General features: G+C 73.6%; 24 protein-coding genes. 12 read left to right on the forward strand and 12 right to left on the reverse strand.

Going from position 1 to position 26,711, the window contains the following annotated elements; genetic code table 11:
- Nucleotide 1 precedes the first annotated feature (1 nt).
- From AB0D01_RS14315 to AB0D01_RS14325, 3 genes are read right to left on the reverse strand one after another with little or no spacing between them, the layout of a single operon-like run.
- Complete coding sequence (locus tag AB0D01_RS14315) at nucleotides 2-1,600, reverse strand: carboxyl transferase domain-containing protein (RefSeq protein ID WP_363055452.1); 1,599 nt, start codon at nucleotides 1,598-1,600, stop codon at nucleotides 2-4.
- Nucleotides 1,597-3,564, reverse strand: coding sequence for an acyclic terpene utilization AtuA family protein (locus AB0D01_RS14320; protein ID WP_363055453.1), 1,968 nt, complete (start codon nucleotides 3,562-3,564; stop codon nucleotides 1,597-1,599). The genes AB0D01_RS14315 and AB0D01_RS14320 overlap by 4 nt, the downstream gene beginning before the upstream one ends.
- Nucleotides 3,561-4,364 (reverse strand): TIGR03084 family metal-binding protein, encoded by an 804-nt coding sequence (locus AB0D01_RS14325; protein ID WP_363055454.1) that lies wholly within the window; start codon nucleotides 4,362-4,364, stop codon nucleotides 3,561-3,563. The genes AB0D01_RS14320 and AB0D01_RS14325 overlap by 4 nt, the downstream gene beginning before the upstream one ends.
- 454 nt (nucleotides 4,365-4,818) lie before the next feature.
- On the opposite strand from AB0D01_RS14325, the gene AB0D01_RS14330 reads away from it, so the two are divergent.
- Complete coding sequence (locus AB0D01_RS14330; RefSeq protein ID WP_363055455.1) at nucleotides 4,819-6,666, forward strand: alpha/beta fold hydrolase; 1,848 nt, start codon at nucleotides 4,819-4,821, stop codon at nucleotides 6,664-6,666.
- Between the two features lie 31 nt (nucleotides 6,667-6,697).
- Here AB0D01_RS14330 and AB0D01_RS14335 read toward each other — a convergent pair whose 3' ends face one another.
- Nucleotides 6,698-7,708, reverse strand: a complete 1,011-nt coding sequence (locus AB0D01_RS14335; RefSeq protein WP_363055456.1) for an EamA family transporter — start codon at nucleotides 7,706-7,708, stop codon at nucleotides 6,698-6,700.
- A 196-nt stretch (nucleotides 7,709-7,904) separates the two neighbouring features.
- Between AB0D01_RS14335 and serC the strand changes: the two genes are divergently transcribed.
- The 4 genes from serC (at nucleotide 7,905) to AB0D01_RS14355 (ending at nucleotide 13,826) form a co-directional block, all read left to right on the forward strand.
- Nucleotides 7,905-9,026, forward strand: coding sequence for a phosphoserine transaminase (serC, locus tag AB0D01_RS14340; protein ID WP_363055457.1), 1,122 nt, complete (start codon nucleotides 7,905-7,907; stop codon nucleotides 9,024-9,026).
- Nucleotides 9,027-9,424: 398 nt separating this feature from the next.
- Nucleotides 9,425-9,994 (forward strand): hypothetical protein, encoded by a 570-nt coding sequence (locus AB0D01_RS14345; protein WP_363055458.1) that lies wholly within the window; start codon nucleotides 9,425-9,427, stop codon nucleotides 9,992-9,994.
- Nucleotides 9,987-10,634 (forward strand): class F sortase, encoded by a 648-nt coding sequence (locus AB0D01_RS14350; RefSeq protein WP_363055459.1) that lies wholly within the window; start codon nucleotides 9,987-9,989, stop codon nucleotides 10,632-10,634. Before AB0D01_RS14345 ends, AB0D01_RS14350 begins: the two co-directional genes overlap by 8 nt.
- 78 nt (nucleotides 10,635-10,712) lie before the next feature.
- Complete coding sequence (locus AB0D01_RS14355) at nucleotides 10,713-13,826, forward strand: molecular chaperone Hsp90 (RefSeq protein ID WP_363055460.1); 3,114 nt, start codon at nucleotides 10,713-10,715, stop codon at nucleotides 13,824-13,826.
- A 72-nt stretch (nucleotides 13,827-13,898) separates the two neighbouring features.
- Here the strand turns inward: AB0D01_RS14355 and AB0D01_RS14360 are convergent, their stop codons facing one another.
- Nucleotides 13,899-16,355 (reverse strand): cation-translocating P-type ATPase, encoded by a 2,457-nt coding sequence (locus AB0D01_RS14360; RefSeq protein ID WP_363055461.1) that lies wholly within the window; start codon nucleotides 16,353-16,355, stop codon nucleotides 13,899-13,901.
- 134 nt (nucleotides 16,356-16,489) lie between these two features.
- Complete coding sequence (locus tag AB0D01_RS14365; RefSeq protein ID WP_363055462.1) at nucleotides 16,490-16,801, reverse strand: DUF2530 domain-containing protein; 312 nt, start codon at nucleotides 16,799-16,801, stop codon at nucleotides 16,490-16,492.
- Between the two features lie 139 nt (nucleotides 16,802-16,940).
- Here AB0D01_RS14365 and AB0D01_RS14370 point away from each other — a divergent pair, with 139 nt between their 5' ends.
- On the forward strand, nucleotides 16,941-18,368 hold the full coding sequence (locus AB0D01_RS14370; protein WP_363055463.1) for an NCS2 family permease: 1,428 nt from the start codon (nucleotides 16,941-16,943) through the stop codon (nucleotides 18,366-18,368).
- Nucleotides 18,369-18,413: 45 nt separating this feature from the next.
- On the opposite strand, the gene AB0D01_RS14375 is transcribed toward AB0D01_RS14370, so the two are convergent.
- Nucleotides 18,414-18,596: a BrnA antitoxin family protein gene (locus tag AB0D01_RS14375; RefSeq protein ID WP_249767154.1), complete on the reverse strand. Its 183-nt coding sequence runs from the start codon at nucleotides 18,594-18,596 to the stop codon at nucleotides 18,414-18,416.
- 129 nt (nucleotides 18,597-18,725) lie between these two features.
- On the opposite strand from AB0D01_RS14375, the gene AB0D01_RS14380 reads away from it, so the two are divergent.
- The 5 genes from AB0D01_RS14380 (at nucleotide 18,726) to AB0D01_RS14400 (ending at nucleotide 22,864) form a co-directional block, all read left to right on the forward strand.
- On the forward strand, nucleotides 18,726-19,163 hold the full coding sequence (locus AB0D01_RS14380) for a MarR family transcriptional regulator (protein WP_249767153.1): 438 nt from the start codon (nucleotides 18,726-18,728) through the stop codon (nucleotides 19,161-19,163).
- Between the two features lie 26 nt (nucleotides 19,164-19,189).
- Complete coding sequence (locus AB0D01_RS14385; RefSeq protein ID WP_363055464.1) at nucleotides 19,190-20,536, forward strand: MFS transporter; 1,347 nt, start codon at nucleotides 19,190-19,192, stop codon at nucleotides 20,534-20,536.
- A 90-nt stretch (nucleotides 20,537-20,626) separates the two neighbouring features.
- A complete protein-coding gene (gene thpR / locus AB0D01_RS14390) occupies nucleotides 20,627-21,190 on the forward strand; it encodes an RNA 2',3'-cyclic phosphodiesterase (RefSeq protein WP_363055465.1) in 564 nt (187 codons plus the stop codon).
- Between the two features lie 260 nt (nucleotides 21,191-21,450).
- Nucleotides 21,451-22,305, forward strand: a complete 855-nt coding sequence (gene ddaH, locus AB0D01_RS14395) for a dimethylargininase (RefSeq protein ID WP_363055466.1) — start codon at nucleotides 21,451-21,453, stop codon at nucleotides 22,303-22,305.
- Nucleotides 22,306-22,339: 34 nt separating this feature from the next.
- Nucleotides 22,340-22,864, forward strand: a complete 525-nt coding sequence (locus AB0D01_RS14400; RefSeq protein WP_363055467.1) for a YbaK/EbsC family protein — start codon at nucleotides 22,340-22,342, stop codon at nucleotides 22,862-22,864.
- A 235-nt stretch (nucleotides 22,865-23,099) separates the two neighbouring features.
- Here AB0D01_RS14400 and AB0D01_RS14405 read toward each other — a convergent pair whose 3' ends face one another.
- From AB0D01_RS14405 to AB0D01_RS14425, 5 genes are all read right to left on the reverse strand, one after another.
- Entirely contained in the window at nucleotides 23,100-23,321 is a 222-nt protein-coding gene (locus AB0D01_RS14405) for a hypothetical protein (protein ID WP_363055468.1), read from the reverse strand.
- Complete coding sequence (locus tag AB0D01_RS14410; RefSeq protein ID WP_363055469.1) at nucleotides 23,321-23,521, reverse strand: hypothetical protein; 201 nt, start codon at nucleotides 23,519-23,521, stop codon at nucleotides 23,321-23,323. Before AB0D01_RS14410 ends, AB0D01_RS14405 begins: the two co-directional genes overlap by 1 nt.
- Nucleotides 23,522-23,583: 62 nt before the next feature.
- Nucleotides 23,584-24,414, reverse strand: a complete 831-nt coding sequence (locus tag AB0D01_RS14415; RefSeq protein WP_363055470.1) for a helix-turn-helix transcriptional regulator — start codon at nucleotides 24,412-24,414, stop codon at nucleotides 23,584-23,586.
- A complete protein-coding gene (locus tag AB0D01_RS14420) occupies nucleotides 24,411-24,935 on the reverse strand; it encodes a DUF6879 family protein (protein WP_363055471.1) in 525 nt (174 codons plus the stop codon). The genes AB0D01_RS14415 and AB0D01_RS14420 overlap by 4 nt, the downstream gene beginning before the upstream one ends.
- Entirely contained in the window at nucleotides 24,919-25,110 is a 192-nt protein-coding gene (locus tag AB0D01_RS14425; protein WP_363055472.1) for a hypothetical protein, read from the reverse strand. The genes AB0D01_RS14420 and AB0D01_RS14425 overlap by 17 nt, the downstream gene beginning before the upstream one ends.
- Before the next feature lie 187 nt (nucleotides 25,111-25,297).
- On the opposite strand from AB0D01_RS14425, the gene AB0D01_RS14430 reads away from it, so the two are divergent.
- A complete protein-coding gene (locus tag AB0D01_RS14430; RefSeq protein ID WP_363055473.1) occupies nucleotides 25,298-26,287 on the forward strand; it encodes an aldo/keto reductase in 990 nt (329 codons plus the stop codon).
- Nucleotides 26,288-26,711: the final 424 nt, after the last annotated feature.

The raw sequence follows: 26,711 nt of genomic DNA on the forward strand, positions 1-26,711 counted from the left end.
CTCACATCCGGAAGACGCCGAAGCCGCCGCGGGCGCCCTCGACGGGGGCGTTGTGGACGGCCGACAGGCACAGGCCGAGGACGGTACGGGTGTCGCGGGGGTCGATGACCCCGTCGTCGTACAGCCGCCCGGACAGGAACATCGGCAGGGACTCGGACTCGATCTGGGCCTCGACGAAGGCGCGCATCCCGGCGTCCTGTTCCTCGTCGTACGGGAGCCCCTTGGCGGCGGCCGACTGGCGGGAGACGATCGACAGCACGCCCGCGAGCTGCTGGGGGCCCATGACGGCGGACTTGGCGCTGGGCCAGGCGAAGAGGAAGCGGGGCTCGTAGGCCCGTCCGCACATGCCGTAGTGGCCGGCGCCGTAGGAGGCGCCGATGAGCACCGACAGGTGCGGGACGCGCGAGTTGGAGACGGCGTTGATCATCATGGAGCCGTGTTTGACGATGCCGCCGGCCTCGTACTCCCGACCGACCATGTAGCCGGTGGTGTTGTGGAGGAACAGGAGCGGGATGTCGCGCTGGTTGGCGAGCTGGATGAACTGGGCGGCCTTCTGCGATTCGGCGCTGAACAGCACCCCCTGGGCGTTGGCGAGGATGCCGACGGGATAGCCGTGCAGGGAGGCCCAGCCGGTGACGAGGCTGGTTCCGTAAAGCGGCTTGAACTCGTCGAAGTCGGAGCCGTCGACGATGCGGGCGATGACCTCGCGGGGGTCGAAGGGGGTCTTCAGGTCGGGCGGGACGATCCCGAGGAGTTCCTCCGGGTCGTACAGGGGCTCGGCGCCGGCCGGCGGCTCCGGGTGGGCCCTGCGGTGGTTGAGGCGGGCCACGATGCGGCGGGCCTGTCGGATCGCGTCGTACTCGTCGAGGGCGTAGTGGTCGGCGAGTCCGGAGGTGCGGGCGTGCAGGTCGGCTCCGCCGAGGGACTCGTCGTCGCTCTCCTCGCCGGTGGCCATCCTCACGAGCGGCGGGCCACCGAGGAAGACCTTCGAGCGCTCCTTGATCATGACCGTGTGGTCGGACATCCCCGGGACGTACGCGCCGCCGGCGGTGGAGTTGCCGAAGACGACGGCGACGGTGGGGATGCCCTCGGCGGAGAGCCGGGTGAGGTCGCGGAAGATCGCGCCGCCGGGGATGAAGATCTCCTTCTGCGAGGGCAGGTCGGCACCGCCGGACTCGACGAGGCTGACGACGGGCAGGCGGTTGCGCCGGGCGATCTCGTTTGCGCGCAGCGCCTTCCGCAGCGTCCAGGGGTTGCTGGCGCCGCCGCGGACGGTGGGGTCGTTGGCGGTGATCAGGCAGGTGACGCCCTCGACGGTGCCGATGCCGGTGACCATCGAGGCGCCGACGGGGTAGTCGCTGCCCCAGGCGGCGAGCGGGGACAGCTCCAGGAACGGGGTGTCGGGGTCGAGGAGCAGCTCGACGCGCTCGCGGGCGAGGAGCTTGCCGCGGGCGCGGTGGCGGGCGGTGTACTTCTCCCCGCCGCCGGCGAGGGCCTTGGCGTGCTCGACGTCCAGGGCGGCGAGGCGCTCCAGGGCGGCGGAACGGGCCTGCGCGTGCTCCGGGTCGAGCGGGTCGACGGTGGTGGCGAGGCGGGTCATCGGGTCCCCTCCGGGGCGGACGGCGGCAGGAGGTGCGTCGGGATGTCGAGGCGGCGGGCGCGGAGCCATTCGCCGAGGGCCTTGGCCTGCGGGTCGAAGCGGTGGCCGGAGGCGACGCCGTCACCGAGGATCCCGGTGACGGTGAAGTTGAGGGCGTTGAGGTGGGGCAGCTCGTGCCGGGTGACGGGCAGCGCGGCGGTCTCGGGCAGCAGGGCCCGCAGGGTCTCCACCGTCAGGGTGTCGCGCAGCCACGGCCAGGCCTCGTCGGTCCGGGTCCAGACGCCGATGTTGGCGTCCCCGCCCTTGTCGCCGCTGCGGGCGCCGGCCACGGCCCCGAGCGGGGCCCGGGTGGTGGCCCCACCGGCGCCGCGGGCCCCGGGCCGTTCGGGGCCCGCCTCGACGCGGGCCGCGCCGGGCGCGGGGGCGGGGGCGGATGCGGAGGCGGGTGCCGGGGCGGACGCCGCGTCGGGCGCCCGGGTGGCCCTCGCGTCGGGCGCCGGGGCGGCGATGGCCGCCGCATCGGACGCCGGGGCGGGGGCGGGTGCCGGGGCGGACGCCACGTCGGGCGCCCGGGTGGCCCTCGCGTCGGGCGCCGGGGCGGGGATGGCCTCCGGAGGGGACGCCGCGTCGGGCGAGGGGGCGGGCGCCGCGGTGGTCGCGGGCTTCCCCGGAGCGGGCGACGGCGGCGGGGCGACGCGCAGGCGGGTGCCGTCGGGGAGGACCGCCGTGTGGGGGACCTCGGCGGCCGGGACGAGGGCCGAGGCGAACACCCCGTACGGCTGCGCCGGTCCGGGCGGGGAGGTGACGTGGAAGCCCGGGTAGCTGCCCAGGGCGAGTTCGACGGCCGCCGAGGTCAGGGCCCGGCCGACCGGTTCCGGGGCCGGGTCGCGGACCACCAGCCGCAGCAGGGCACTGGCGGCCTCCTGCGTGTCGGCGTCCTCGTGGTCGGTGCGGGCCAGCGTCCAGGTGTGGGACGCCGCCCCCTCCAGCGGCCCGGCCATCTGCTCGCGCACCAGCGCGGCCTTGGCCTCGACGTCCAGGCCGGTCAGGACGAAGACGACCTCGTTGCGCCAGCCGCCGATCCGGGTCACGCCCACCTTGAGGGTGTCCGGCGGCGCCTCCCCCCGCACCCCGTCGATCCGTACCCGGTCCGGGCCGTCGGGTGCGAGGCGGACGGTGTCGAGGCGGGCGGTGACGTCGGGGCCCAGGTAGCGCGCGCCCTGCGTCTCGTACAGCAGTTGGGCGGTGACGGTGCCCGGGGTGACGGCGCCGCCGGTGCCCGGGTGCTTGGTGACGACCGCCGAGCCGTCCTCGTGGATCTCGGCGAGCGGGAAGCCTGGCCGGCGGACGTCGTGGTCGGCGAAGAAGGCGTAGTTGCCGCCGGTGGCCTGGGTCCCGCACTCCAGGACGTGCCCGGCGACGACCGCTCCCGCGAGCCGGTCGTACTCCTCGGGGCCCCAGTCGAACCACCAGGCGGCCGGGCCGCTGACCAGGGCCGCGTCCGTGACCCGGCCGGTGACGACCACGTCGGCGCCGGCCCGCAGGCAGGCCGTGATCCCGGCGCCGCCGAGGTAGGCGTTGGCGGTGAGCGCCCCCTGCCCCCAGGGCATCAGGTCGTCGCCCTCGACGTGGGCCACCGAGATCGGCAGGCCCGCCTTCGCGGCGAGTTCCCGTACGGCGCCGGCCAGGGCGGCCGGGTTGAGGCCGCCCGCGTTCGTGACGATCCGTACGCCCCGCTCGTGCGCGAGTCCGAGCCCGTCCTCCAACTGCCGCAGGAAGGTCTTGGCGTAGCCGAGGTCCGGGTTCTTCAGCCGGTCGCGGCCCAGGATGAGCAGGGTGAGTTCGGCGAGGTAGTCCCCGGTCAGCACGTCCAGCGGGCCGCCGGTCAGCATCTCGCGCAGCGCGCCGAGGCGGTCGCCGTAGAAGCCGGAGGCGTTGCCCACGCGCAGCGGACGGCGGCTCACCGCGCGCCGCCCGCCGGGGCGCGGCCGGGGCCGGCGGGGCCCGCGAAGGCCTGGGCGATGTCGAGCCAGCGGTCTGCTTCGGGGCCGGTGGTGGTCAGCGCGAGGTCGGCGCGGTGGGCCCGGCGGGTGACCAGCAGGCAGAAGTCGAGGGCGGGCCCGGTGACGCGCCCTGCGGCGTCAGCCGGCCCGTACGCCCACGTGCCGGAGCCGTCGGGAGCGTCGAGTTCCACCCGGAACTCCCCTTCGGGCGGGGTCAGTCCGCGCAGGGCGTACGCGTAGTCGCGGGTGCGCGTCCCGATCCGCGCGACGTGCCGCAGCCGGGCGGTCGGGGCGCGGCGCACGCCGAGGGCATCGGCGACGTCCTGGCCGTGCGCCCAGGTCTCCATGAGGCGGGCGCTCGCCATCGAGGCGGCCTTCATCGGGGGCCCGTACCAGGGGAACCGGGCGCCGGGCGGGGCCGCGGCGAGGGCCGCGTCGAGCGCGGCCCGGCCGGACCGCCAGCGGGCGAGCAGCTCGGCCGGTGCCAGGCGTACGCCTTCCTCGGCGCCCTCGTCGACGAAGGTGTCGGGGGCCTTGAGGGCCGCCAGGGCCATCTCGGCGAAGCCCTCGGCGTCGGTGAGGGAGAGCAGCGCGGCCCGGTCGGTCCAGTGCAGGTGGGCGATCTGGTGGGCCACGCTCCACCCGCTCGCGGGGGTCGGCAGGGCCCAGTCGGGGCCGGGCAGCGCCCCGACGAGGAGGTCGAGGTCGAGGCTCTCGTCCCGGAGGTCGGTGAAGACGGCGACGGCGGACGGATCGGGCACGGTGGTGCTCCCCTCTCGGCGTGAGGGGAAGCCTGGCAGGGCCCCACAAAACAATCAAGCATGCTTGCATTGTTTTTTGCCGCGCCTCCCGCACCCCTGCCGCCCCTTCCCGCGCTCCTTCAACATCCGTACAGCTCAGCGGTGTTGGCGGTACGGACGCGGGACGGGGGCGGGGCGGTCGCGGCGCGCGCACGTTGGCCGCTTCGCGCCAGTCGGGCCTCCCGGCGCGGAGGGCCGCGGCCCCGGGGCGGCGCACGGTCCGTCCAGCGCGGCGGGCCCGCGCGGGGCGCGGAGCGGACGGGGCGGATCCGGCCGTCCCCGCGCGGACCCCCGGGAAGGCCCCGCCGGCCGTGCGGATACTGGGGGCGCCGCGCGGTCGCAGCCGCAGTCGCAGCCACCGGCGCGGCCGCATCCGAACACGTCCGTGCCGACCGACGACGAGGATGAACCCGCCGTGGAACGAGCAGCCCCCTCCGGCCGGAGCGACCGGCCCGCACCCTCCCGCGGGCCCGCCCCGGGCGCCCGACCCGAACCCCCGAACCCGCCCGTCCTGCCCGTCCTGCCCGCCGCCGCCCTCACCGCGTTCGCCGACGCCCTGGAGCGGGGCGGCGACCTCTCCGCACTGCCGCGCGAGCTCGCCGCCGTGGCCGAGGCGGCGCGTGCCGTCGCCGTCTTCGGCCGGGAGCGGGTCACCGGCGCCGGCGGGGACCGGCTCGACGCCGCGCTGTGGCGGCACTCCGACGCCGGACCGCGCCCGGTGGTGGTGCTGCCCGCGCCCTGGAGCGACCTCGGCTGGGTGACGTACGCCGTCCAGGGGGCGCTGCTCGCGGCGCGCGGCTACGACGTGCTGGCCTACAGCCCGCGCGGCTTCGGCGCCTCCGAGGGGCAGGTCGACTTCGCGGGCCCCCTCGACGTGACCGACGCCCGGCGCGCCCTGGACCACCTGGCCGGGCGGGCGGCGGGCCGCGTGACCGGGGCGGGGTTCCTCGGGTTCTCGTACGGGGCCGGGATCGCCCAACTGGCCGCGGCCCACGACGCCCGGGTGGACGCGGTGGCGGCCCTCGGCGGCTGGGGCGACCTCGGCGAGGTGCTCTACGAGAATGCCACCCGCCGCACCGCGGCCGTGCACGCGCTGCTCACCGGCGCCGTGCGGGCCCGGCTCTCGCCCCGCACGGAACGCGCCCTGGAGAACGTCCTGACCGGGCGGGAGCGGGCCGCGACCCGGCAGTGGGCGGAGCGGCGTTCGCCCGTCACCCACCTCAAGGAGTACGCCCGCAGCCGGGTGGCGGTGTTCCTCGCGCAGTCCTGGCAGGACCCCCTCTTCCCCGTCAACCAGACGCTGCGGTTCTTCGACGAGCTGACGGGCCCCAAGCGGCTCGACCTCACCGCCGACCGTCCCGCCGACGGGCCCGCCGGGGACGGCCCCGCCACGGCGGGGCTGCTGGGACGCCCGGACCGGGCCTGGACGGACGCGCACCGCTGGTTCGACCACCACCTGCGCGGCGTCGACAACGGCATCGACTCCGAGGGCCGGGTGGTCGGCGAGGTGACGGGGACCGGGCGCCTGGAGCACCGCCCCGGTTGGCCCACCTTCACGGGCCCGCTCCACCGCCTGTACCTGACGGGCGCCGGGGAACTGGCCGACGCGCCCGACCCGGGCTGGTCCGCACACGTGCTGTGCGGCGTGGACGCCCCCGACCCGGCCGCGGGCCCCGCCGCGCACCCCGCCGCGGACCCGACCGCGAACCCGACCGCGAACCCGGCCACAGACCCCGCCGCCGATCCGACCGCGGGCCCGGCCGCCCGTGCGGCCGCCGATCCGGCCGCCGACCCGGTTCGCCTCCCCTCCCCCGACCCGACCCCGCCCGACGCGCCCGCCCGGTGCGCCGGGGACCGGCGGAGCGGGGCCGTCTCCTGGGTCTCGGCCCCGCTCGCGGAGACCGCCCGGCTGCGCGGGGCCCCGCGCCTGCGCGTCACCTACCGGGCCGCGAACCCGGGCTCCAGCTTCGTCGCCCGGCTGCTGGACCTGGCCCCGGACGGTTCCACGCGGCCGCTCACGCAGGCCCCGTACAGCGACCTCGACTCGCCGCCGGACAGCCTGGTGCCGGCGGACATCGTGCTCCAGGCCGTCGCGCACGACGTCCCGCGCGGGCACCGGCTGCTGCTGGTCCTGGCCGCCCGCGACGCCTTCCACGCGGACGCGAACCTGCCCCGCGCCACGCTGGCCTTCACCTCCCCCGAACCGACGCCGTCCCGCGTGGACCTGCCGGTCGACCCGTGGAGCACCGGGGCGGGCGCCTGACCGGGCGCGGCCCGGTGGCGCGCCGGCGCCGTCAGGCGGGGGTCGGGCCCGGCTCCGCCGGCGCGCGTCGGCCGGTCTGGGAGCGCACCGCGCCCATGCTGGCCGCGATGACCAGGGCGATGGCGAGCGCGTCGAGCGTGGTCATCGCCTGGTTCAGGACCAGGAAGCCCGCCGTGGCCGCGATGGCCGGCTCCAGGCTCATCAGGATCGCGAAGGTCGGGGCCGGCATCCGCCGCAGGGCGAGCAGTTCCAGCGTGTAGGGCAGGACGGACGACAGCACCGCCACCCCGAGTCCCAGCGCCAGCGTGCTCGGCACCACCAGGGCGGACCCGGCCTCGGCCAGGCCCAGCGGCAGGGAGATCACGGCCGCGACCGCCATCGCCAGCGCGAGGCCGTCCGCCTGCGGGAAGCGGCGGCCCGTACGGGCGCTGAAGACGATGTACGCCGCCCACATGGCGCCCGCGCCCAGCGCGTAGGCCGCGCCCAGCGGGTCGAGGCCGCCGAAGCCGGCGCCGCCGCCGTGCCCGGCCAGCAGCACCACTCCGCCGAGGGCCAGGCCCGCCCAGAGCAGGTTCACGAGCCGGCGCGAGACGATCACGGACAGGGCCAGCGGGCCGAGGACCTCCAGCGTCACGGCGGGGCCGAGCGGGATCCGGTCGATGGCCTGGTAGAACAGCCCGTTCATGCCGGCCATGGCCACACCGAACGCGATCACCGTGCCCCAGTCGGCGCGCGTGTGCCCGCGCAGTCGGGGCCGGCACAGCAGGAGCAGGACCAGCGCGGCGGCCGCGAGGCGCAGGCTGACCACGCCCGCCGCCCCCACCCGGGGCATGACCATGACCGCGAGGGCGGCGCCGAACTGCACCGACACCCCGGCGGAGACCACGAGCGCCACGGGACCGAACCGGGTCCGCAGGGACCCGACCGGACCGGTCGGCGGGGTGGAGGGGGCGCCGGGCGCGGAGGCCTCGGCCACGGGGGCCGTGGTCGAGGGCGGCGATGTCGCGGGGGAGGTCGTCGGGGACGAGGAGGGGCCGTGCATGAATCCAGACTAAGCCGCATGTAAGGGCCATGCCCGCGTGTTTTGCCTTACATCGACCTTGAGGGCCGCAACACAGACAACCCGGCACCGCCGTACACCGGCTCGTACTGCGCTCTCGCCGCGCTCGCGCGCCCGTCGCGTCTCACCGGGTGGACGCCCGTGAGAAGCCGGTCGCGGGACCCGATACGCTCCGCTCGTGGCCGAGATCCAGATTCCCGCTGACATCAAGCCCGCCGACGGACGCTTCGGCGCGGGCCCCTCCAAGGTGCGGACCGAGGCGCTGGACGCCCTCGCCGCCACCGGTACCTCCCTGCTCGGAACCTCCCACCGCCAGGCCCCGGTCAAGAACCTGGTCGGCTCGGTGCGTCAGGGACTCCGGGACCTCTTCTCCCTCCCCGAGGGCTACGAGGTGATCCTGGGCAACGGCGGCTCCACCGCCTTCTGGGACATCGCGACCGCCGGTCTCATCGAGCGGAAGTCGCAGCACCTCACCTTCGGCGAGTTCTCCTCCAAGTTCGCCAAGGCCGCGAAGCTCGCGCCGTGGCTGGACGAGCCCTCGGTGATCTCCTCCGAGCCGGGCACGCACCCCGAGCCGGTGGCCGAGGCGGGCGTGGACGTGTACGCGTACACCCACAACGAGACCTCCACGGGCGTCGCGGCGCCGATCAAGCGCGTCGCGGGCGCGGACGCCGGGTCGCTCGTCCTGGTGGACGCCACCTCCGGCGCCGGCGGCCTGCCGGTGGACATCACCGAGACCGACGTCTACTACTTCGCCCCGCAGAAGTCCTTCGCCTCCGACGGCGGCCTGTGGCTGGCGGCGTTCTCCCCGGCGGCCCTGGAGCGCGCGGCCCGCGTGCACGCCTCCGGCAGCCGGCACGTGCCCGAGTTCTTCTCGCTGCCGACGGCGATCGACAACTCGCTGAAGAACCAGACGTACAACACCCCGGCGCTGTCCACGCTCTTCCTGCTGGACCAGCAGCTGAAGTGGATGAACTCCCAGGGCGGCCTGGAGTTCACCACCGGCCGTACGGCGGCCAGCGCCCGGAACCTGTACGGCTGGGCCGAGGCCTCGAAGTACGCGAACCCCTTCGTCCAGGACGCCGACAAGCGCTCGGCGGTCATCGGCACGATCGACTTCTCGGACGAGATCGACGCCGCCGCCGTCGCCAAGGTGCTGCGCGCCAACGGCATCGTGGACACGGAGCCGTACCGCAAGCTGGGCCGCAACCAGCTGCGCATCGCCATGTTCCCGGCGATCGACCCGGCGGACGTGCAGGCGCTCACCGCGTGCGTCGACTACGTGATCGAGCAGCTCTGACACCCCTCGCCTGACGGCACCTCCCGCACCCCGCGGGAGGTGCCCGCGGAGCCCCCGGCGCCCTGTGCGCGCCGGGGGCTCCGGCGCGTGCGGGGTCACAGGGTGTGGGTGGTGATGTCGCCGTAGGCGGTGGTGGCGTGGATGTCGAGGGCCGCGCCGGAACCGGCGGTGTCGGCCAGGGCGTTGTGGACGCGGCCTCGGGACCTTCGTCCCAAAAATCGCGGCAAAGCGCCCGCAAACGGAGCATCCGGACCTGGCGCGTGGCCTGCGGGTTCCCCGGTCGGGACCTTCGACCGGGGGCCGTCGCGGGCGCGGACCCCCCTGCAACCAAGCGCCCGGGATGTCGCTCATGTCTGGTGTGTCGGGAAGTGGTCCCGGCCCGTTCAGGAGGAGATCCCATGCGCAAGGCACTCACCCTCTCGGCGATCGTCCTGGCCTCGTCGATGGCCCTCGGCGGCACCGCCACCGCCTTCGCCGCCGACGGCACCCCGCCCGCCTCCCCGTCTCCCACGGCGAGCCCGAGCGGCACCCCCACCCCCAAGCCCACCCCGGCGCCGTCCACCCTGCGGCTCTCCAAGGACTCCGGCCACCCGGGCGACAAGGTCCTCGTCACGGTCAAGACGGCCGAGAAGGACGCCTCCGTCTCCTCGCTCGCCTTCGCCGGCGGCAAGGTCGAGCTCAAGGGCGACGGCAAGGGCACCTTCACCGGAACGGCGACCGTCGCCGCCGACGTCAAGACCGGCTACTACGGCGTCGACGCCTACGCGGGCGGCAAGAAGTTCGACACGGTGAAGTTCTCCACGGAGGCCAAGGACAACCCGGACGTCAAGCCGATCACCCCCGTGAAGCCGGTGAAGCCCGTGAAGCCCGTGACCCCCCTGAAGCCGAGCGAGCACAAGACGCCCAAGGGCTCCGTCAACACCGGTCAGGCGCCCGCCGACCAGGCCTTCCCGAGCCTCGATGTCTGAGTTCCGCCGCCACCGCCGGGGCGCCGCCCCGGCGGCGGCCCCGGCCCTCGCCCTCCTCCTGGTCTGCGGCCTGGTCTCCGGACTCGTCTCCGGATGCGGCGCCGCCTCCGCCGACGGCTCCCCCGCCAAGGCCTCCGGGAGCGCGACCGGCCAGAGCGCCCACGCCGTCTCCGCCTTGGCGCCGTCCGTACCCGACCGCGTCGAGATCCCCGACATCTCCGTCGACGCCCCCCTCGACACCGTCGGACTGGATTCCCGGGGCGTCATGCGGGAGCCCGATTTCGCCAAACCCCAGGACGCCGCCTGGTACGAGGAGGGCCCCACCCCCGGCGAGCCCGGCGCCGCCGCGATCGTCGGCCACATGGACACCCCGCAGGCTCCCAAGGCCGTCTTCTTCGACCTCAGGAAGCTGACGAAGGGCGAGAAGATCGAGGTCCACCGCACCGACGGCACCACCGCCGTCTTCGCCGTCGACGAGGTCGACACCTTCAAGAAGGACGCCTTCCCGACGGACCGCGTCTACGGGGACACCCACGGGGCGGCCGAACTCCGCCTGATCACCTGCGGCGGGAACCTCACCGCGGACCGCCACTGGGACGCGAACGTCGTCGTGTTCGCGCACCTCACGGGCAAGGCGTAGCCACGCACGCGATACCTTCAGGGCGTTCGGGGTCCGCGGCAGGAGGCCCCCGACCCGGCACATCTTGGAGGCAGCGGCGTGAGCGTGCGAGTGACGGCGGCCCAGAGCGGCGTGGACCCCTTCGGCACGGCCCGGCTGCGGCGCGGGGTCCTCGACTCCTGGGGCTCGGGCCCGTCCCGGTTCCGCGAGGACGCCAACGCCGAGGAGGACCTGGCGCTCGGCGGCTACCGCGACCGCCTGGTCGTCGAGTTGGCGCAGAACGCCGCCGACGCCGCCGCCCGCGCCGGGGTCCCCGGCCGGCTGCGGCTGACGCTGCACGCCGCCGAGGACGGTCACGCGGTGCTCGCCGCGGCCAACACCGGCGCCCCGCTGGACGCCACGGGCGTGGAGTCCCTGTCCACCCTGCGCGCCTCCGCGAAGCGGGAGAACGACCAGGGCGCCGTCGGCCGCTTCGGCGTCGGCTTCGCGGCCGTCCTCGCCGTCTCCGACGAACCGGCCGTCCTCGGCCGGCACGGCGGCGTGCGCTGGTCCCTCGCCGAGGCCCGGGAGCTGGCCCGCGACGCCGCCGTGGGCAGCCCCGGCCTCGGCGACGAACTGCGCCGCCGCGACGGCCACGTCCCGCTGCTGCGCCTGCCGTTGCCCGCCGAGGGCACCGCCCCCGACGGCTACGACACCGTCGTGGTCCTCCCGCTGCGCGACACCGCCGCCGAGGACCTCGCCGAACGCCTGCTGGACGGCGTCGACGACGCCCTGCTGCTCACCCTGCCCGGACTGCGCGAGGTCGTCGTGGAGACCCCGGCGAGCGGCTCCCGGACCCTCTACCGGCGCACCGAGGGCCCGTACACCGTCATCGAGGACTCCGCCTCCGGCACCCACCGTTGGCGCACCGTGCGCCACGAGGGCGCCATCGCCCCCGAACTCCTCGCCGACCGGCCCGTCGAGGAGCGGCTGCGCCCCACCTGGACCGTGACCTGGGCTGCGCCCGTGGACGCCGACGGGGCACCCGAGCGTCCCCGTACCGCGCCCGTCGTGCACGCGCCGACCCCCACCGACGAGCCGCTGGGCATCCCCGCCCTGCTCATCGCCTCCCTGCCGCTGGACACCTCGCGCCGCCACCCCGCGCCGGGGCCGCTGACCGACTTCCTCGTCGAGCGCGCCGCCGAGGCCTACGCCGAACTCCTCGGCGCCTGGGACCCGGTGAGCACCGCCCTCGTCGACCTGGTGCCCGGCCCGCTCGGCAAGGGGGAACTGGACGGGGCCCTGCGCGGCGCCGTCCTCGGGCGGCTGCCCCGCATCGGGTTCCTCGCGCCGGCCGCCCCCTCCGAGGACCACACCCGGCTGCGGCCCTTCGAGGCCGAGGTGGTGGAGGGCGCCGGCGCCGACACCGTACGGGTCCTCGCGGAGGTCCTGCCGACGCTGCTGCCCGCCGGCCTGGAGCGCCGCCCCGAGCTGCGCACCCTCGGTGTCGGCCGGCTGCCGCTCGGCGAGGCCATCGAGCGGATCGCCGGGATCGAGCGCACCCCCGAGTGGTGGCACCGGCTGTACGACACGCTGGCGGGCGTCGATCCCGACCGGCTGTCCGGGCTCCCGGTGCCGCTGGCCGACGGCCGCACCACCATCGGCCCCCGCCACGTCCTGCTGCCCTACGCCGACACCCCGACGAGCCTGGCCCGCCTCGGGCTGAAGGTGGCCCACCCGGAGGCCGCGCACCCGCTGCTGGAGAAGCTGGGGGCGCTGCCCGCCACCGCCCGGGCCGTGCTGACGACCCCGCAGATCCGGGCGGCCGTCGCCGCTTCCCTGGAAGCGGGCGAGGTGTGGGACGAGGACGCGGACTCCCTGGACGCCGAGGAGCTGGCCGAGGTCGTCCTGACCCTGGTGCGGGACGCGAACCTGGCCCCGGGCGACGAGCCCTGGCTGGGGGCGCTGGCCCTGCCCGACGAGGACGGCGAGCCCACCCCGGCCGGCGAACTGCTGCTCGCGGGCAGCGCGTTGGCCTCCGTACTGCGCGAGGACGAGATCCCGTACCTGGACGCGGAGCTGGCCGGGCGCTGGGACGCGGACACCCTCGCGGCCTGTGGCGTGCTGACCGCCTTCCAGCTGGTCCGCGCCACCGACGTGGTCCTCGACCCGGACGAGCTGGAGCCCCGCGAGGGGGACTTCGCCGAACCGGACGACGCCGGTCTGCTGGACGCGGTGGACGTGTGGTGCGAGGACCTCCTCGACCAGCTGCCGGACACCCCGGTGCCGCCGGTGGCCACCGAGCTGGTCGCCGTCCGCGATCTGGACCTGGTCGACGACGACTGCTGGCCGCAGGCCCTGGCGATGCTGGCCCGGCCGCCCTTCCGCGACGCCCTGACCCAGCCCGTGCGCGTCCTGCTGCCCGACGGCACGACGCGGTCGGTGCGCCCGTACACCGCCTGGTGGTTGCGCGACCACCCGGTGATCGACGGCCGTCGTCCGGCGGGTCTGCGGGCGGCCGGCGGGGATCCGCTGCTGGAGGGGCTGTACACGCCCGCGGACGCGACGGGGTTCGAGGACGCGCAGGTGCTGCACGCGCTCGGCGTACGCACCACCGTGGCGGCCCTGTTGGAGGAGCCCGGCGGGGCGGCCGAGCTGCTGGGGCGGCTCGCCGACCCGGACCGCGAGGTGAGCGCCCGCCGGCTGCACGGGCTCTACGGGGCCCTGGCGGACCTGGACCCGGAGCAGGTCACCCTGCCGGACGAGCTGCGGGCGGTGGTGGACGGCGAGGTGGTCGTCGTGGACGCGGCCGACGCGATCGTGGCCGACGCCCCGGACCTGCTGCCGCTGACCGGGGGGCTGGCCCTGCTGCCGGTCGCCCCGTCCCGCGCGGGCGACCTGGCGGACCTCTTCCAGGTCCGCCGCCTGTCGGGGACGGTCCCGGCGGAGGTGAGCACGCCGGGCGAGGAGCACGAGGTGCCGGAGTCCGTACGGATCCTGCTGGGCCCCGCGACCCCGGCGACGTACCTGGAGCACGAGGAACTGGTCGCGGGCGGCACCGAACTGGACTGGCGCCTCACCCCGGACGGCACCCTGCACGCGGCGACCCTGGAGGGCGTGGCGGCGGGTCTGGCCTGGTCGGCGGGTCAGTGGCCGCGCCGCTTCGAGGTGGCCGCGCTGCTGGAGGACCCCTCCCGCACGGCGGAACTGGCCCGCGACCGCTGGTTCGACTAGGACGGGTCGGGACGCGACGGAAGCGGAACGGGGCCGGCCCCGGGCGGGATGCCCGGGGCCGGCCCCGTCGGGTCAGGCCGGGAACCTGCGGTCCACCCAGCGGAAGGTGACCTCGATCAGGGCGGCGGCGGCCGCGGCGATGCCCACGGCGATCCAGGGCATCGTCACGCCCACCAGCTTCAGCTGGAAGAAGTCCTGGAGCCAGGGGACGACGAGGACGATCAGGAAGGCGGCGCCCATCGCGCCGACCAGGCCGACGCGCCACCACGTGTAGGGGCGGGCGATGATCGCGAGGACCCACATCGAGGTGAGGAACAGGGTGAGCGTCGCCGCGCTGGTCTCGGCCTTGAGGGCGTCGGGGCCGCTGTAGTGGGCGCGGGCGACGAGGTAGGACACGAAGGTGGCGACGGCGGCGACGACCCCGCCGGGGATGGCGTAGCGCATGACCCGTTTCACGAAGTGGGGCCGGGCGCGTTCCTTGTTGGGGGCGAGGGCGAGGAAGAAGGCCGGGATGCCGATGGTGAGGGTGGACAGCAGCGTCAGGTGCCGGGGCAGGAACGGGTACTCGACCTGGGAGCAGACCACCAGGATGGCGAGGAGCACCGAGTAGACGGTCTTGGTGAGGAAGAGGGTCGCGACGCGGGTGATGTTGCCGATGACGCGGCGGCCCTCGGCCACCACCGAGGGCAGGGTGGCGAAGCTGTTGTTGAGGAGGACGATCTGCGCGACGGCGCGGGTGGCCTCGGAGCCCGATCCCATGGAGACGCCGATGTCGGCGTCCTTGAGGGCGAGGACGTCGTTGACGCCGTCGCCCGTCATGGCGACGGTGTGGCCGTTGGCCTGGAGGGCGGCGACCATGTCCCGCTTCTGCTGCGGGGTGACGCGGCCGAAGACGGCGTTCGCGTCGAGGACGGCCGCCATCTCGGCCTTGTCGGTGGGCAGCCGTCGGGCGTCGACGGTGTGCTGTGCGCCGGGCAGGCCGAGCTTGCCGGCGACCGCGCCGACGGAGACCGCGTTGTCGCCGGAGATGACCTTGGCCTTGACGTCCTGGTCCTCGAAGTAGCGCAGGGTGTCGGCGGCGTCGGGGCGCAGGCGCTGTTCGAGGACGACGAGGGCGGTGGGGCGGACGCCGCCGGCCACTTCCGGGTCGTCGAGCTCGCGGGTGGAGCGGGCGAGGAGCAGGACGCGCAGCCCCTGCTCGTTGAGGGAGTCGATCTCCTCCAGGGCGGGGTCGCCGGCGGGCAGGAGCACGTCGGGGGCGCCGAGCAGCCAGGTGTTGTTCTCGCCGTCGCCCTCGCTGAAGCTGGCGCCGCTGTACTTGCGGGCGGAGGAGAAGGGCAGGGATTCGGTGCAGCGCCATTCGGCGCTGTCGGGGTAGGCGTCGATGATCGCCTGGAGGCTGGCGTTGGGGCGGGGGTCGGATTCGCCGAGGGCGCCGAGGACCTTCTGGACGTAGGCGGGGTCGGCGCCGCCGAGGGGGCGCAGCTCGGTGACGTCCATGCCGCCCTCGGTGAGGGTGCCGGTCTTGTCGAGGCAGACGACGTCGACGCGGGCGAGGCCCTCGATGGCGGGCAGTTCCTGGACCAGGCACTGTTTGCGGCCGAGGCGGATGACGCCGATGGCGAAGGCGACGGAGGTGAGGAGGACGAGGCCTTCGGGGATCATCGGCACGATGCCGCCGACGGTGCGGGCGATGGCGTCCTTGAGGTTGTTGTCCTTGACGACGAGCTGGCTGATGATCAGGCCGATGGAGGTCGGGATCATCATCCAGGTGACGTACTTGAGGATGGTGGAGATGCCGGAGCGCAGCTCGGAGTGGACGAGCGTGAAGCGGGAGGCCTCTTCGGCGAGCTGGGCGGCGTAGGCCTCGCGGCCGACCTTGGTGGCGGTGAAGGCGCCGCCGCCGGCGACGACGAAGGACCCGGACATGACGGGGTCGCCGGGCTTCTTCAGGACGGGGTCGGCCTCGCCGGTGAGCAGGGACTCGTCGATCTCCAGGCCGTCGGCCTCGCCGACGGTGCCGTCGACGACGACCTTGTCGCCGGGTCCGAGTTCGACGACGTCGCCGAGGACGATCTCGGAGGTGGAGATCTCGGCGGTGGCCCCGTCGCGGCGGACGCTCGGTTTGGCCTCGCCGATGACGGCGAGGCCGTCGAGGGTCTTCTTGGCGCGCAGTTCCTGGATGATGCCGATGCCGGTGTTCGCGATGATCACGAAGCCGAAGAGGCTGTCCTGGATGGGGGCGACGATCAGCATGATCACCCACAGGACGCCGATGATCGCGTTGAAGCGGGTGAAGACGTTGCCGCGGACGATGTCGGCGGTGGAGCGCGAGGAGCGGACCGGGACGTCGTTGACCTCGCCGCGCGCGACGCGTTCGGCGACCTCGGCGGTGCTGAGGCCGCCCGGTTTGAAGCGGGGGGCGGGCGGCTTCATCGGGTGGACGGGATCGAGCTCGGCTCCCGCGTCGATGGCGGCTCCGCCGGCCCGCTCGGGCCCGTCGTGGTCGATCTTCGCCCGCTGAGTCATGCTTCCGACGGTAAGGGCGGTTCGAACGCTTCACCCGTCGAGCGGTCGGAAGATCCGACTTCAGGATGAGCGGAATCGTCCCCCGGTAGGGGCGCGGGGGGCCGGCGTCGTCGGGGGTGCGCGAGGGGGCGCCGTCAGGGGGTGGCGTCAGGGGTGGTGTCCGCCTCGCCGGCGGCCCGCTCGGCCGGTGCGGCCGACTGCTCGGCGGCGTGGCGCTTGAGCGCGGCGTCGCGGCCCCGGACGTACCAGATGCCGATCAGGCCGAGCCCGCCGCCGGCCGCGCAGGTCCACAGCCACCACAGCAGGTCCCGGTCCGCGAACCATCCGTAGAACGGGAGCTGGACGAGGAACAGGGCGAACCAGAGGATCGTGCCGCCGGTGATGGTGGCGACCACCGGACCCTCAAGGGGCTCGGGCGCCTCGTGCTGAGCAATCCACTTCGCCATGGCGTCCAGTCTAGGTGGCGCGAAATGGGGTCTACGCGCGGAGATGGACTGGCCTTCGTTCATGTGTTCATACTGAAACGGTTTGCCTACGGCCGGTTTTCTTCGTACGAACCACTAAATCAACCAGTTTGAGGACCGCATGAGCACCTCGGCACCCGCCGCGGCCCCCACCAGCAGCCTGGACCGCTTCTTCAAGATCTCGCAGCGCGGCTCGACCGTGGCCCGCGAGGTCCGCGGAGGCTTCGCGACCTTCTTCGCGATGGCCTACATCATCGTGCTGAACCCGATCATCCTCGGCAGCGCGAAGGACATGTACGGCCACCAGCTCGACGGCGGCCAGCTCGTCACCGCCACCGTCCTGACGGCCGCGTTCACCACCCTCCTCATGGGTGTCATCGGCAACGTGCCGATCGCGCTGGCCGCCGGCCTCGGCGTCAACACCGTCGTCGCGCTCCAGCTCGCCCCGCGCATGAGCTGGCCCGACGCCATGGGCATGGTCGTCCTCGCCGGCTTCGTGGTGATGCTGCTGGTCGCCACCGGCCTGCGCGAGCGGGTCATGAACGCGGTCCCGGGAGGCCTGCGCAAGGGCATCGCGATCGGCATCGGCCTGTTCATCATGCTGATCGGCCTGGTCGACTCCGGCTTCGTCTCGCGCATCCCGGACGCCGCGCACACCACCGTCCCGCTCCAGCTCGGCGGCAACGGGCACCTCGACGGCTGGCCGGTGCTGGTCTTCGTGATCGGCGTCCTGCTCACGCTGGCCCTGCTCATCCGCAAGGTCCCCGGCGCGATCCTGATCTCCATCGTCGTGATGACCCTGGTCGCCGTCCTCGTCCAGGCCGTCAGCGACCTGCCCGACCAGGCCTGGGGCCTGACCGTCCCGCAGTGGCCGGGCAACCCGGTGGCCGCCCCCGACTTCGGGCTCGTCGGCCAGGTCAGCCTCTTCGGCGGCTTCGGCAAGGTCGGACTGCTGACGGGGATCCTGTTCGTCTTCACCGTCCTGCTGTCCTGCTTCTTCGACGCGATGGGCACGATCCTCGGCGTCGGCGACGAGGCCAAGCTGATCGACCGGGACGGCAACTTCCCCGGCATCAACAAGGTCCTGCTCATCGACGGCCTGGCCGTCGCCTCCGGCGGCGCCACCTCATCCTCGGCCACCACCTGCTTCGTGGAGTCCACGGCGGGCGTCGGCGAGGGCGCCCGCACCGGCCTGGCCAACGTCGTCACCGGCGGCCTCTTCGCCGTGGCGCTGTTCCTCACGCCGCTGGCCACGATGGTCCCGTCGCAGGCCGCCACCCCCGCCCTCGTGGCGGTGGGCTTCCTGATCCTGGCCGGCTCCGTCAAGGACATCGACTGGAGCGACTTCACCATCGCCGTCCCGGCCTTCCTGGCCATGGTGATGATGCCGTTCACCTACTCGATCACCAACGGCATCGGCATCGGCTTCATCAGCTTCAGCGTGCTGCGCCTGGCGGCGGGCCGGGGCCGCGAGGTCCCGGCCGCCATGTACGTCGTCTCGGCGGTCTTCGTCTTCTACTACGCGATGCCGGCCCTGGGCCTCACGTAGCGGTCCCGCCCGGAGAGCGGCCACGGGTACGCGCGCGCGAAAGCGCTACGTCAGCCCGTAGAACTTCTCCGTCTCGTCGACGGCGGCCTTGAACCGCTCGTCGAAATCGTCGCGAATGAGCGTCCGGACGACATAGTCCTGGACGCTCATTCCGCGTTTGGCGGCATGGTGCCGGAGCCGGTCCAACAGCTCCCCGTCTATGCGCATGCTCAGCACATGTGTCCCCATGCCCGACAGGGTCGGGCCACACGGTGCCGACGCGTGTCACTTTCCGCCGGCGGCTCACCCGTACGAGTGATGCGGGTCGGGACCGTAACCCGGTGGTACTTAGGAAAAGTAATGAGTTACTCTAAAGACATGCCTGACCTTTCCCATGGCGACGACGCTGCCGCCGTGAACGATCTCCGCTCCGCCGTCATGCGGCTGGGCCGACGCCTGAAGCACCAGCGCGTCGACGAATCGCTGAGCCCGACCGAGATGTCGGTCCTCGGCACCCTCGCCCGCTGCGGCCAGGCCACCCCCGGTGAGCTGGCCCGACGCGAGCACGTGCAGCCGCCCTCGATGACGCGCATCGTCGCGCTGTTGGAGGCCAAGGGCCTGGTCAGGCTGGAGCCGCACCCCGACGACCGCCGCCAGAAGGTGGTCAGCCAGACCGAGGTGGCCGAGGCGATGCTCGAAGAGAGCCGCCGCAAGCGCAACGCCTTCCTGGCCGGGCTCGCGGCAGAGCTCACCGAGGACGAATGGGCCAAGCTCCGCGAGGCCGCACCCGTCCTGGAGAAGCTCGCGCACTTGTAAGGAACGACGCCAGGAGGCGAACGCTTTTGAGTACGGGAACCGGAGCAGACTCCGCACCCGGCCATACATCCACCCCCACCACCCCCGTCGCGGCGGCGAGCCGGAACTCCATGTTCGGCTCGCTGAGGATCCGGAACTACCGGCTCTTCGCGACCGGCCAGGTCGTCTCGAACACGGGCACCTGGATGCAGCGCATCGCGCAGGACTGGCTGGTCCTCTCACTGACCGGCTCCGCGTCCGCCGTGGGCATCACCATCGCGCTGCAGTTCCTGCCGATGCTGCTCTTCGGCCTCTACGGAGGCGTACTCGCCGACCGGCTGCCCAAGCGACCGCTGCTGATCGGCACGCAGGCCGCCATGGGCCTCACCGGCGTCGCGCTCGCCGTCCTCACCCTGGCCGGGCACGTCCAGGTGTGGCACGTCTACCTCGCGGCCTTCCTGCTGGGCCTGGTCACCGTCGTCGACAACCCGGCGCGGCAGACGTTCGTCTCCGAGATGGTCGGTCCCGCGCAGGTCGCCAACGCGGTCAGCCTGAACTCCGCCAACTTCCAGTCCGCGCGGCTGGTCGGCCCGGCGATCGCCGGCGTGCTGATCACCGCCGTCGGATCCGGCTGGGCCTTCCTGCTGAACGGACTGTCCTTCGCCGCGCCCATCGCGGCGCTGCTGCTGATGCGCAGCCGCGAGCTGCACCCCGTCACCCCGCAGCCGCGGGCCAAGGGCCAGCTCCGGGAGGGCCTGCGCTACGTCGCGGGGCGGCCCGAGCTGGTCTGGCCGATCGTCCTGGTCGGCTTCATCGGCACCTTCGGGTTCAACTTCCCGATCTGGCTGTCCGCCTTCGTCAGCGACGTCTTCCACGGCGACGCGGGCACGTACGGGCTGTTCAACACCCTGATCGCGGCCGGCTCCCTGATCGGCGCGCTGCTCGCGGCCCGACGCGGCCACACCCGGCTGCGGCTGCTGGTCGCCGCCGCCGGACTGTTCTCCGTCCTGCTGCTGGCGACGGCGTTCGCGCCCGGCTTCTGGCTGTTCGCCGCGCTGCTCGTGCCCGTCGGCGTGTTCGGCCTGACCGTCAACGTCGTGGCGAACTCCAGCGTCCAGATGGCCACCGACCCCGAGATGCGCGGCCGGGTCATGGCGCTGTTCATGATGGTCTTCACCGGGGGGACCCCGCTCGGCGCCCCGCTCGTGGGCTGGATCACCGACACCTACGGGGCCCGCGTCGGCATGGCCTCCGGCGGACTGATCTCCCTGGTGGCGGCGCTCGGCGTCGGCCTGGTGCTGTCGCGCGTCGGCAACCTGCGGCTGCGCGTCGGCCGCCACGGCGTCACGTTCGTCCCCTCCGCGCGGCCCCGCGAGCTCGCGACCGCCGCCTGACGGCCCGGCGGCCGGGCGGCCCGGCGGCCCGGCGGCTGAAACCGGCCCCGTCCCCCCGAGGGGCGGGGCCGGTCGGGCTATCGTCGGAGGATGAGGCTGTTCGCCGCGGTGCTGCCCCCGGCCGAGGCCCTCGGGGAACTGCGCACGGCCCTCGCCGCGCTGCCGGCCGACGAGGGGCTGCGCTGGACCGCCGAGGCCGGCCGACACTTCACGCTCGCCTTCATGGGCGAGGTCCGCGACGAGGTCCTGCCCGATCTGCACGCCCGGCTCGGGCGCGCCGCCTCCCGCACCGCCCCCTTCCCGCTGCGCCTGCGCGGCGCCGGCCACTTCGGCGCCCGCTCCCTGTGGGTCGGCGCCGCCGGTGACCTCGACGCCCTGCGGATGCTCGCCGAACGCGCCGACGCCGCCGCCCGCCGCGCCGGGGTCCCCATGGAGGGCCACCACCGCTACACCCCCCACGTCACCCTGGCCCGCACCCGCACCGGAGCCCACGCCGACCTCACCCCCTACCTCGACGGGCTCGCCGCCTTCGAGGGCGCCCGCTGGCGCGCGGAGCGCCTCAGCCTGGTCCGCAGCAACCTCCCCACCAGCGGGATCCCGGGCGAACGGCCCCGCTACGAGACCGTCGCCGACTGGCCCCTGACCGGCCGCTGACCGGGCCGCCGGCGCCGCTCCCGCTCCTCCTCCCGCGCCGCTCGGGCCGACGTTCCGAAGCGGTTCACGCGGGCGTCGCCCGTACTTCGTGGCGCGGAATCCGGATTCCGGTGAAACAGAAGCAGTAAAGGCGATACCGGCATGCTCCCGGCGAGCACCCGCTCCCCTCCGCCCGCTGACGCAACCGCACGCACCGCCGGTCGCCCGCGCCACCTCGCGCGCGACCCGGAGTCCCTCCAGCCACCCTTGAAGGAGTTCCCGTGCCGCTCACCGAGCCCGCCGCGACCACCACCCTCCCGGCCCCCTCGCGCGTCGCCACCCGACGCCGACTGCTGATGTGCCGGCCGCGGCACTACGACGTCACGTACTCGATCAACCCGTGGATGCACCCGGAGAAGAGCACCGACACCGCCCTCGCCGTCCGCCAGTGGGAGCGGCTGCGCGACCTGTACCTCGAACTCGGCCACGTCGTGGAGGAGATCGAACCGGTCGACGGCCTGCCCGACATGGTGTTCGCCGCCAACGGCGCCACCGTCGTCGACGGCAAGGTGTACGGGGCCCGCTTCCGGCACGTCCAGCGCACCGCCGAGGGCCCCGCGTACCTCGACTGGTTCGCCCGCCGGGGCCACACCGAACTGCTGTGGCCCGAGTACGTCAACGAGGGCGAGGGCGACTTCCTCACCGTCGGCCGCCGGCTCCTGGCCGGCACCGGCTTCCGCACCGACCCGCGCTCGCACGCCGAGGCCCAGGAGTTCTTCGGGCTGCCCGTGACGAGCCTGACCCTCGTCGACCCGGCCTACTACCACCTGGACACGGCGCTCGCCGTGCTCGGCGACGACGAGGTCATGTACTACCCGGCCGCCTTCTCCGAGGGCAGCCGGTCGGTGCTCGCCACCCTGTTCCCCCACGCGATCCTCGCCACCGCCGAGGACGCCGCGGCCTTCGGGTTGAACGCCTTCTCCGACGGCCGCCACGTGCTGCTGCCGGAGGCGGCCACCGGCCTGAAGGCCCAGCTCAGCGCACGCGGCTTCGAGCCGATCGGAGTCGACCTCTCCGAGCTCCTGAAGGCGGGCGGCAGCGTGAAGTGCTGCACCCTGGAGCTGCGCGAGCGCTGAGTCACCGCCAACGAAGTTTCCGGAAAGGACCGTTGTGACCTCTGCGACCGCGATCGCGGACAGCTACGCCCGTCTGATCGACCTCCTCGCGGGCTCGGGAGCCGACTACCGGCTGCTGCGCCACGCCCCGGAGGGGCGGACCGAACTCGCCAGCCTCCTGCGCGGCCACCCCCTCGAACAGGCGGCCAAGTGCATGGTCATCAGAGTGGCGCTGGGACGCAAGCAGCGCCGCTACGTGATCGCCGTGGTGCCCGGCCACCACCGGGTCGACCTGGACGCCGTACGGGACGAGTACGGCGGCACGAAGGCCTCCTTCGCCGTGCGCGAGGTCGCCGAACGCCTGACGGGCTGCGTCAGCGGTTCGATCATGCCGATCAGCTTCGACCCCACCGTGGAGGTGGTGGTCGACCCGGCGCTGCTGGAGCACGACGAGATCTGGTTCAACGCGGGCCGGCTCGACGAGTCGGTGGCCCTGGGCACCGCGAGCTACGTGGCCGTGGCCCGCCCGCGCGCCGCCCGCGTGGGCCGGGAAGCGGCCCTGGTGCCGGTGGGCGGCTGAGCCGGCGCCGGGGCCGCCCCCGCCCCGGCATGACGGAAGTCTCGCGGCCCCCGGCACGAGTGCCGGGGGCCGCCGCGTTAGTCTCGACGGGTGGACCCGAAGACCAGAAACCGTGTCATGGCCGGTGTGCTCGTGCTGATGTTCCTCGTCGTCGCCGTGGCGGCCGCCGTAGGCCAGTAGCCCCACCCGCCCCGGCCCGCCCCGGCGTACCCGGACCGACGGTCGGACCGCGGGCCTACCCCGTGCGCTCGACCCACGCGAAGGACGTGCACCGGCGGCGGAACCCCCGGTGCCCCGTCCGGCCCGTGTGGCTCATGCACGCCACGTCCACCGCCGCCCCGTCGTCGCAGGCCGGGGCCTGCCAGTCGCAGCGCAGGCACTCGGCCTCGAAGGTCACGTCCGTCCCCGGATGCCGACCGATGCGGTGTTGCACGTACCGCAGCACCGAACGCGTCATCACGGCCTCCGATCCCGGTGGGGGTGGTTGCGGAGCTCCACGTCCGCGTCGGTCACGGCCGACAGGTCGCCCCGCCCCCGGTCCTCCCGCCGCTGCGCGACCAGGGCCCGGCACACCCCACACCCGTCCACCGGCCCCGGCGGCACGTTCGGCAAGGACAGGTACACCGGCCCCGACATCGTCGTCCGCGCTCTGCTCATGTCGTGCGCCTCCCGCTCGCTCCATCGGTGAGCACGATGGTCCAGCCGCCGGTCAGCGGGATCTAGCCCGTTTCCCGTTCGCGCAAGAACCCGTCGCGGATCTCCGCGAGCCGTGCTCGCGTCGCGTCTCCGACGGTCGCCACCGAGGCGAAGCGCTCGTACTTGTCGACGTACAGGGCGACGTCCCTGGGATCGGTCACGACCACCTCGGCGTGTGTGGTCTCGACGGTCACCATGCGGTCGTCCCGAATGACGAAGGAGTGCCCGGGCACATCGGTCTGCGGACGGTCCAGGGGGACGATGCGGACGTCCACGTTCGGCAGGCGGGAGACGGAGGCGATGCGGTCCAGCTGTCCGGCCATCATCGCGGGGGGAAGGATGCGCCAGCGCAGCACGGGTTCCGTGATGACGAAGCGGAGCTGCTTGTCGGCGTCGTACAACACCTGTTGACGCTCGATCCGAGCTCCGACGGTCCGGGCGAGCCGGTCCTCGCTCAGTCCCTTGCCCCGCAACACGGCCCGCGCGTATTCGGGTGTCTGCAACAGCCCGGGGACCAGCGACGGCTGGAACAGCCGCAGGAGCCCCATCGAGGCTTCCAGCGCCCGGATCTCCTCCTGCTTCCGGTGGAAGCCCATCCGCCGGACCAGCCGCCAGGCCGTCGCCTCCGTGGCCTGGGCCCGCGCTGCGGCCATGTACTCGGCCTTGACCCGCTCGGACACCTCCAAGGCCGTCAGGATGCGCTCCACGTCCACCACACCGGGCGCCACGTGGCCGTTCTCGATCTTCGACAGCTTGGCGGTGGACATGACGGCGCTACGCGCGACGGCCTTGGCCTCCTTGCCGGATGCCCGCCGGAGCGCCCGCAGCGCCGATCCCAGTTCCGTTCTGTTCACCCGCCGTGCTTCGCCCACCATTCGGCAAACGGTTCGGCGTGCGCCAGCGCCGTGTCCCGGTGGCGCACGAACTCCGCCGCACGCGCGGCATCAAGGAAGTCCGGTCCGAGGAACGCACCGGTGGCGTCGTAGTTCATGACGACCGGGGAGGTCTCGTCGAACAGCCAGAAGTCCGGCACCCCTTCCAGAGGGTTCGGCTTCTCGGTGACGTCCAGGATGAAGAACTCCTCACCGCCCGTCATGTTCTTCACGTACCCCCAGCCGAGTTCGTAGCGGAGGTAGTCCGTCAACGGCCGGGAGACGATGTGCACCCGGTACATCCGCTTGCCGGCCCGCGTGGCCGACCGGACCGTCTCGACCCATCCGGCGTTGTAGTCCTCCGGCTGCGCCTCACCCGCGAGGAACGCGCGCAGGTTCTCCGCGCTCGACGGCACGTTGTAGTCGTCCAGGATCTCCAGCCGAAACGCTTCGCGCTCGAACGTCTTGAACCGCTCCGCCAGGTTGCTAGATGAGCTGATCACGGATGGCCCTCCGGATGAGTTCCAGGGGGATCTCCACCAGGGTCTCCCGCGCCGGGATCACCAGGCCGTGGTCGGCCGGCACCTCGCCCTGCACGAGAAGGGTGTCCCGGTCCGTCGCGTACAGCGTGGGGCAGTCCCCGTTCTCGCAGGTCGTGACGAGCATCCTGACCTCCACGCGTTGCCCCCTCGGTACGACCGCTCTGCGTACCGCCCCATGCTCCCGAGGAACACGAGGGCGTCGCAAGGCCGTGGAGTTTCCACAACGGGAAACGCCGAGGGCTTCCGCCGGCCGGCAGGCAGGACCGTCCGGAGGGCGGGCCGGTCTTGCCTGGAGTGGACTCGAAGCAGTTGGCTTGGGTCCCATGAAGTACACGCAGCTCGGACGCACCGGACTCAAGGTCAGCCGACTCGTTCTCGGCACGATGAACTTCGGTCCGCAGACAGACGAACCGACCAGTCACGGCATCCTGGACGCCGCCCTCGACGCGGGTCTGAATTTCGTGGACACGGCCAACGTGTACGGCTGGGGTGAGAACAAGGGCCGTACCGAGGAGATCATCGGCACCTGGTTCGCCCAGGGCGGCGGCCGGCGGGAGAAGACGGTCCTGGCCACCAAGGTCTACGGCTCGATGTCCCGCGAGGCGGACACCTGGCCCAACGAGGACCGGCTTTCGGCGCTGAACATCCGCCGGGCCGTCGAGGCCAGCCTCAAGCGGCTCCAGACCGACCACATCGACCTGTACCAGTTCCACCACATCGACCGCCGGACCCCCTTCGAGGAGATCTGGCAGGCCGTCGACGTGCTCATCCAGCAGGGCAAGATCCTCTACGCCGGTTCCTCCAACTTCCCCGGCTACAAGATCGCCCAGGCCAACGAGACGGCCGCCCGCCGCGGCATGGTCGGCCTGGTCAGCGAGCAGTGCCTCTACAACCTCGCCGAGCGGCGCGCCGAGATGGAGGTCCTCCCGGCCGCGCAGGACTACGGCCTCGGGGTCATCCCCTGGTCCCCGCTGCACGGAGGCCTGCTCGGCGGGGTCATCAAGAAGGAGGTCGAGGGAGGCCGCCGCGCCTCCGGGCGCTCCGCGGACGCCCTGGCCAACAGCACGGTACGGGCGCAGGTGCAGGCGTACGAGGACCTGCTGGACAAGCACGGCCTGGAGCCCGGCGAGACGGCGCTGGCCTGGCTGCTGACCCGGCCGGGCGTGACGGGCCCCATCGTCGGCCCGCGCACCGTCGAGCAGCTTCAGAGCGCGCTGCGGGCGCTGGAGCTGGAGCTGGGCGAGGAGGTGCTGGCCGGGCTGGACGAGGTCTTCCCCGGACCGGGCCCCTCCCCGGAGGCCTTCGCCTGGTGAGCCGGTAGCCGTACGTACGTGCGTACGGTGGTGGTCGTCGTCCCCGCGCCGCGGGCGGCGGCCACCACCCGAGCGGTCCGCCCCGCGCCAGGTCGTCCCTTTCGGATCTCGCCGGTCGAGCCCGCGTCGTCCGGTGCCCTCGCGCGGTGGCAATCGGGCGGTGTCGTGCCCGATCGCCCGGAGGACATCGGCGAGCCAGACCAGGTGGTAGCCCAAGGCCCGGTCCGGGTCGGCGAGCAGGTCTTCGAGGTGCTGCCACGATTCCGAGAGTTGGCCGATCGTGATCGTTCTCGGTTCGTCGGGGACGTCGTAGAGTTCGTCGCCCGGGACGGACCAGAAGTAGTCGCGTTCGAGTGCCACGGTGCTGCCGGCTGAGGCTTCGATGTGTCGCAGTGCCAGCTCGAAGGCGTGCCGGAGCCGGTCG

It is taken from the genome of Streptomyces sp. NPDC048606 (assembly GCF_040650855.1).
Lineage (GTDB): Bacteria > Actinomycetota > Actinomycetes > Streptomycetales > Streptomycetaceae > Streptomyces.

Excerpts from the sequence above, each read along its gene's own strand:
- AB0D01_RS14345 (WP_363055458.1), top strand. The coding sequence starts at position 9,425 with ATGCGCAAGGCACTCACCCTCTCGGCGATCGTCCTGGCCTCGTCGATG.
- AB0D01_RS14405 (WP_363055468.1), bottom strand. The coding sequence starts at position 23,321 with ATGACGCGTTCGGTGCTGCGGTACGTGCAACACCGCATCGGTCGGCAT.
- AB0D01_RS14315 (WP_363055452.1), bottom strand. The coding sequence starts at position 1,600 with ATGACCCGCCTCGCCACCACCGTCGACCCGCTCGACCCGGAGCACGCG.
- AB0D01_RS14360 (WP_363055461.1), bottom strand. The coding sequence starts at position 16,355 with ATGACTCAGCGGGCGAAGATCGACCACGACGGGCCCGAGCGGGCCGGC.
- AB0D01_RS14375 (WP_249767154.1), bottom strand. The coding sequence starts at position 18,596 with ATGGGGACACATGTGCTGAGCATGCGCATAGACGGGGAGCTGTTGGAC.
- AB0D01_RS14410 (WP_363055469.1), bottom strand. The coding sequence starts at position 23,521 with ATGAGCAGAGCGCGGACGACGATGTCGGGGCCGGTGTACCTGTCCTTG.
- AB0D01_RS14430 (WP_363055473.1), top strand. The coding sequence starts at position 25,298 with ATGAAGTACACGCAGCTCGGACGCACCGGACTCAAGGTCAGCCGACTC.
- AB0D01_RS14365 (WP_363055462.1), bottom strand. The coding sequence starts at position 16,801 with ATGGCGAAGTGGATTGCTCAGCACGAGGCGCCCGAGCCCCTTGAGGGT.
- AB0D01_RS14370 (WP_363055463.1), top strand. The coding sequence starts at position 16,941 with ATGAGCACCTCGGCACCCGCCGCGGCCCCCACCAGCAGCCTGGACCGC.
- thpR (WP_363055465.1), top strand. The coding sequence starts at position 20,627 with ATGAGGCTGTTCGCCGCGGTGCTGCCCCCGGCCGAGGCCCTCGGGGAA.
- AB0D01_RS14335 (WP_363055456.1), bottom strand. The coding sequence starts at position 7,708 with ATGCACGGCCCCTCCTCGTCCCCGACGACCTCCCCCGCGACATCGCCG.
- AB0D01_RS14350 (WP_363055459.1), top strand. The coding sequence starts at position 9,987 with ATGTCTGAGTTCCGCCGCCACCGCCGGGGCGCCGCCCCGGCGGCGGCC.
- AB0D01_RS14380 (WP_249767153.1), top strand. The coding sequence starts at position 18,726 with ATGCCTGACCTTTCCCATGGCGACGACGCTGCCGCCGTGAACGATCTC.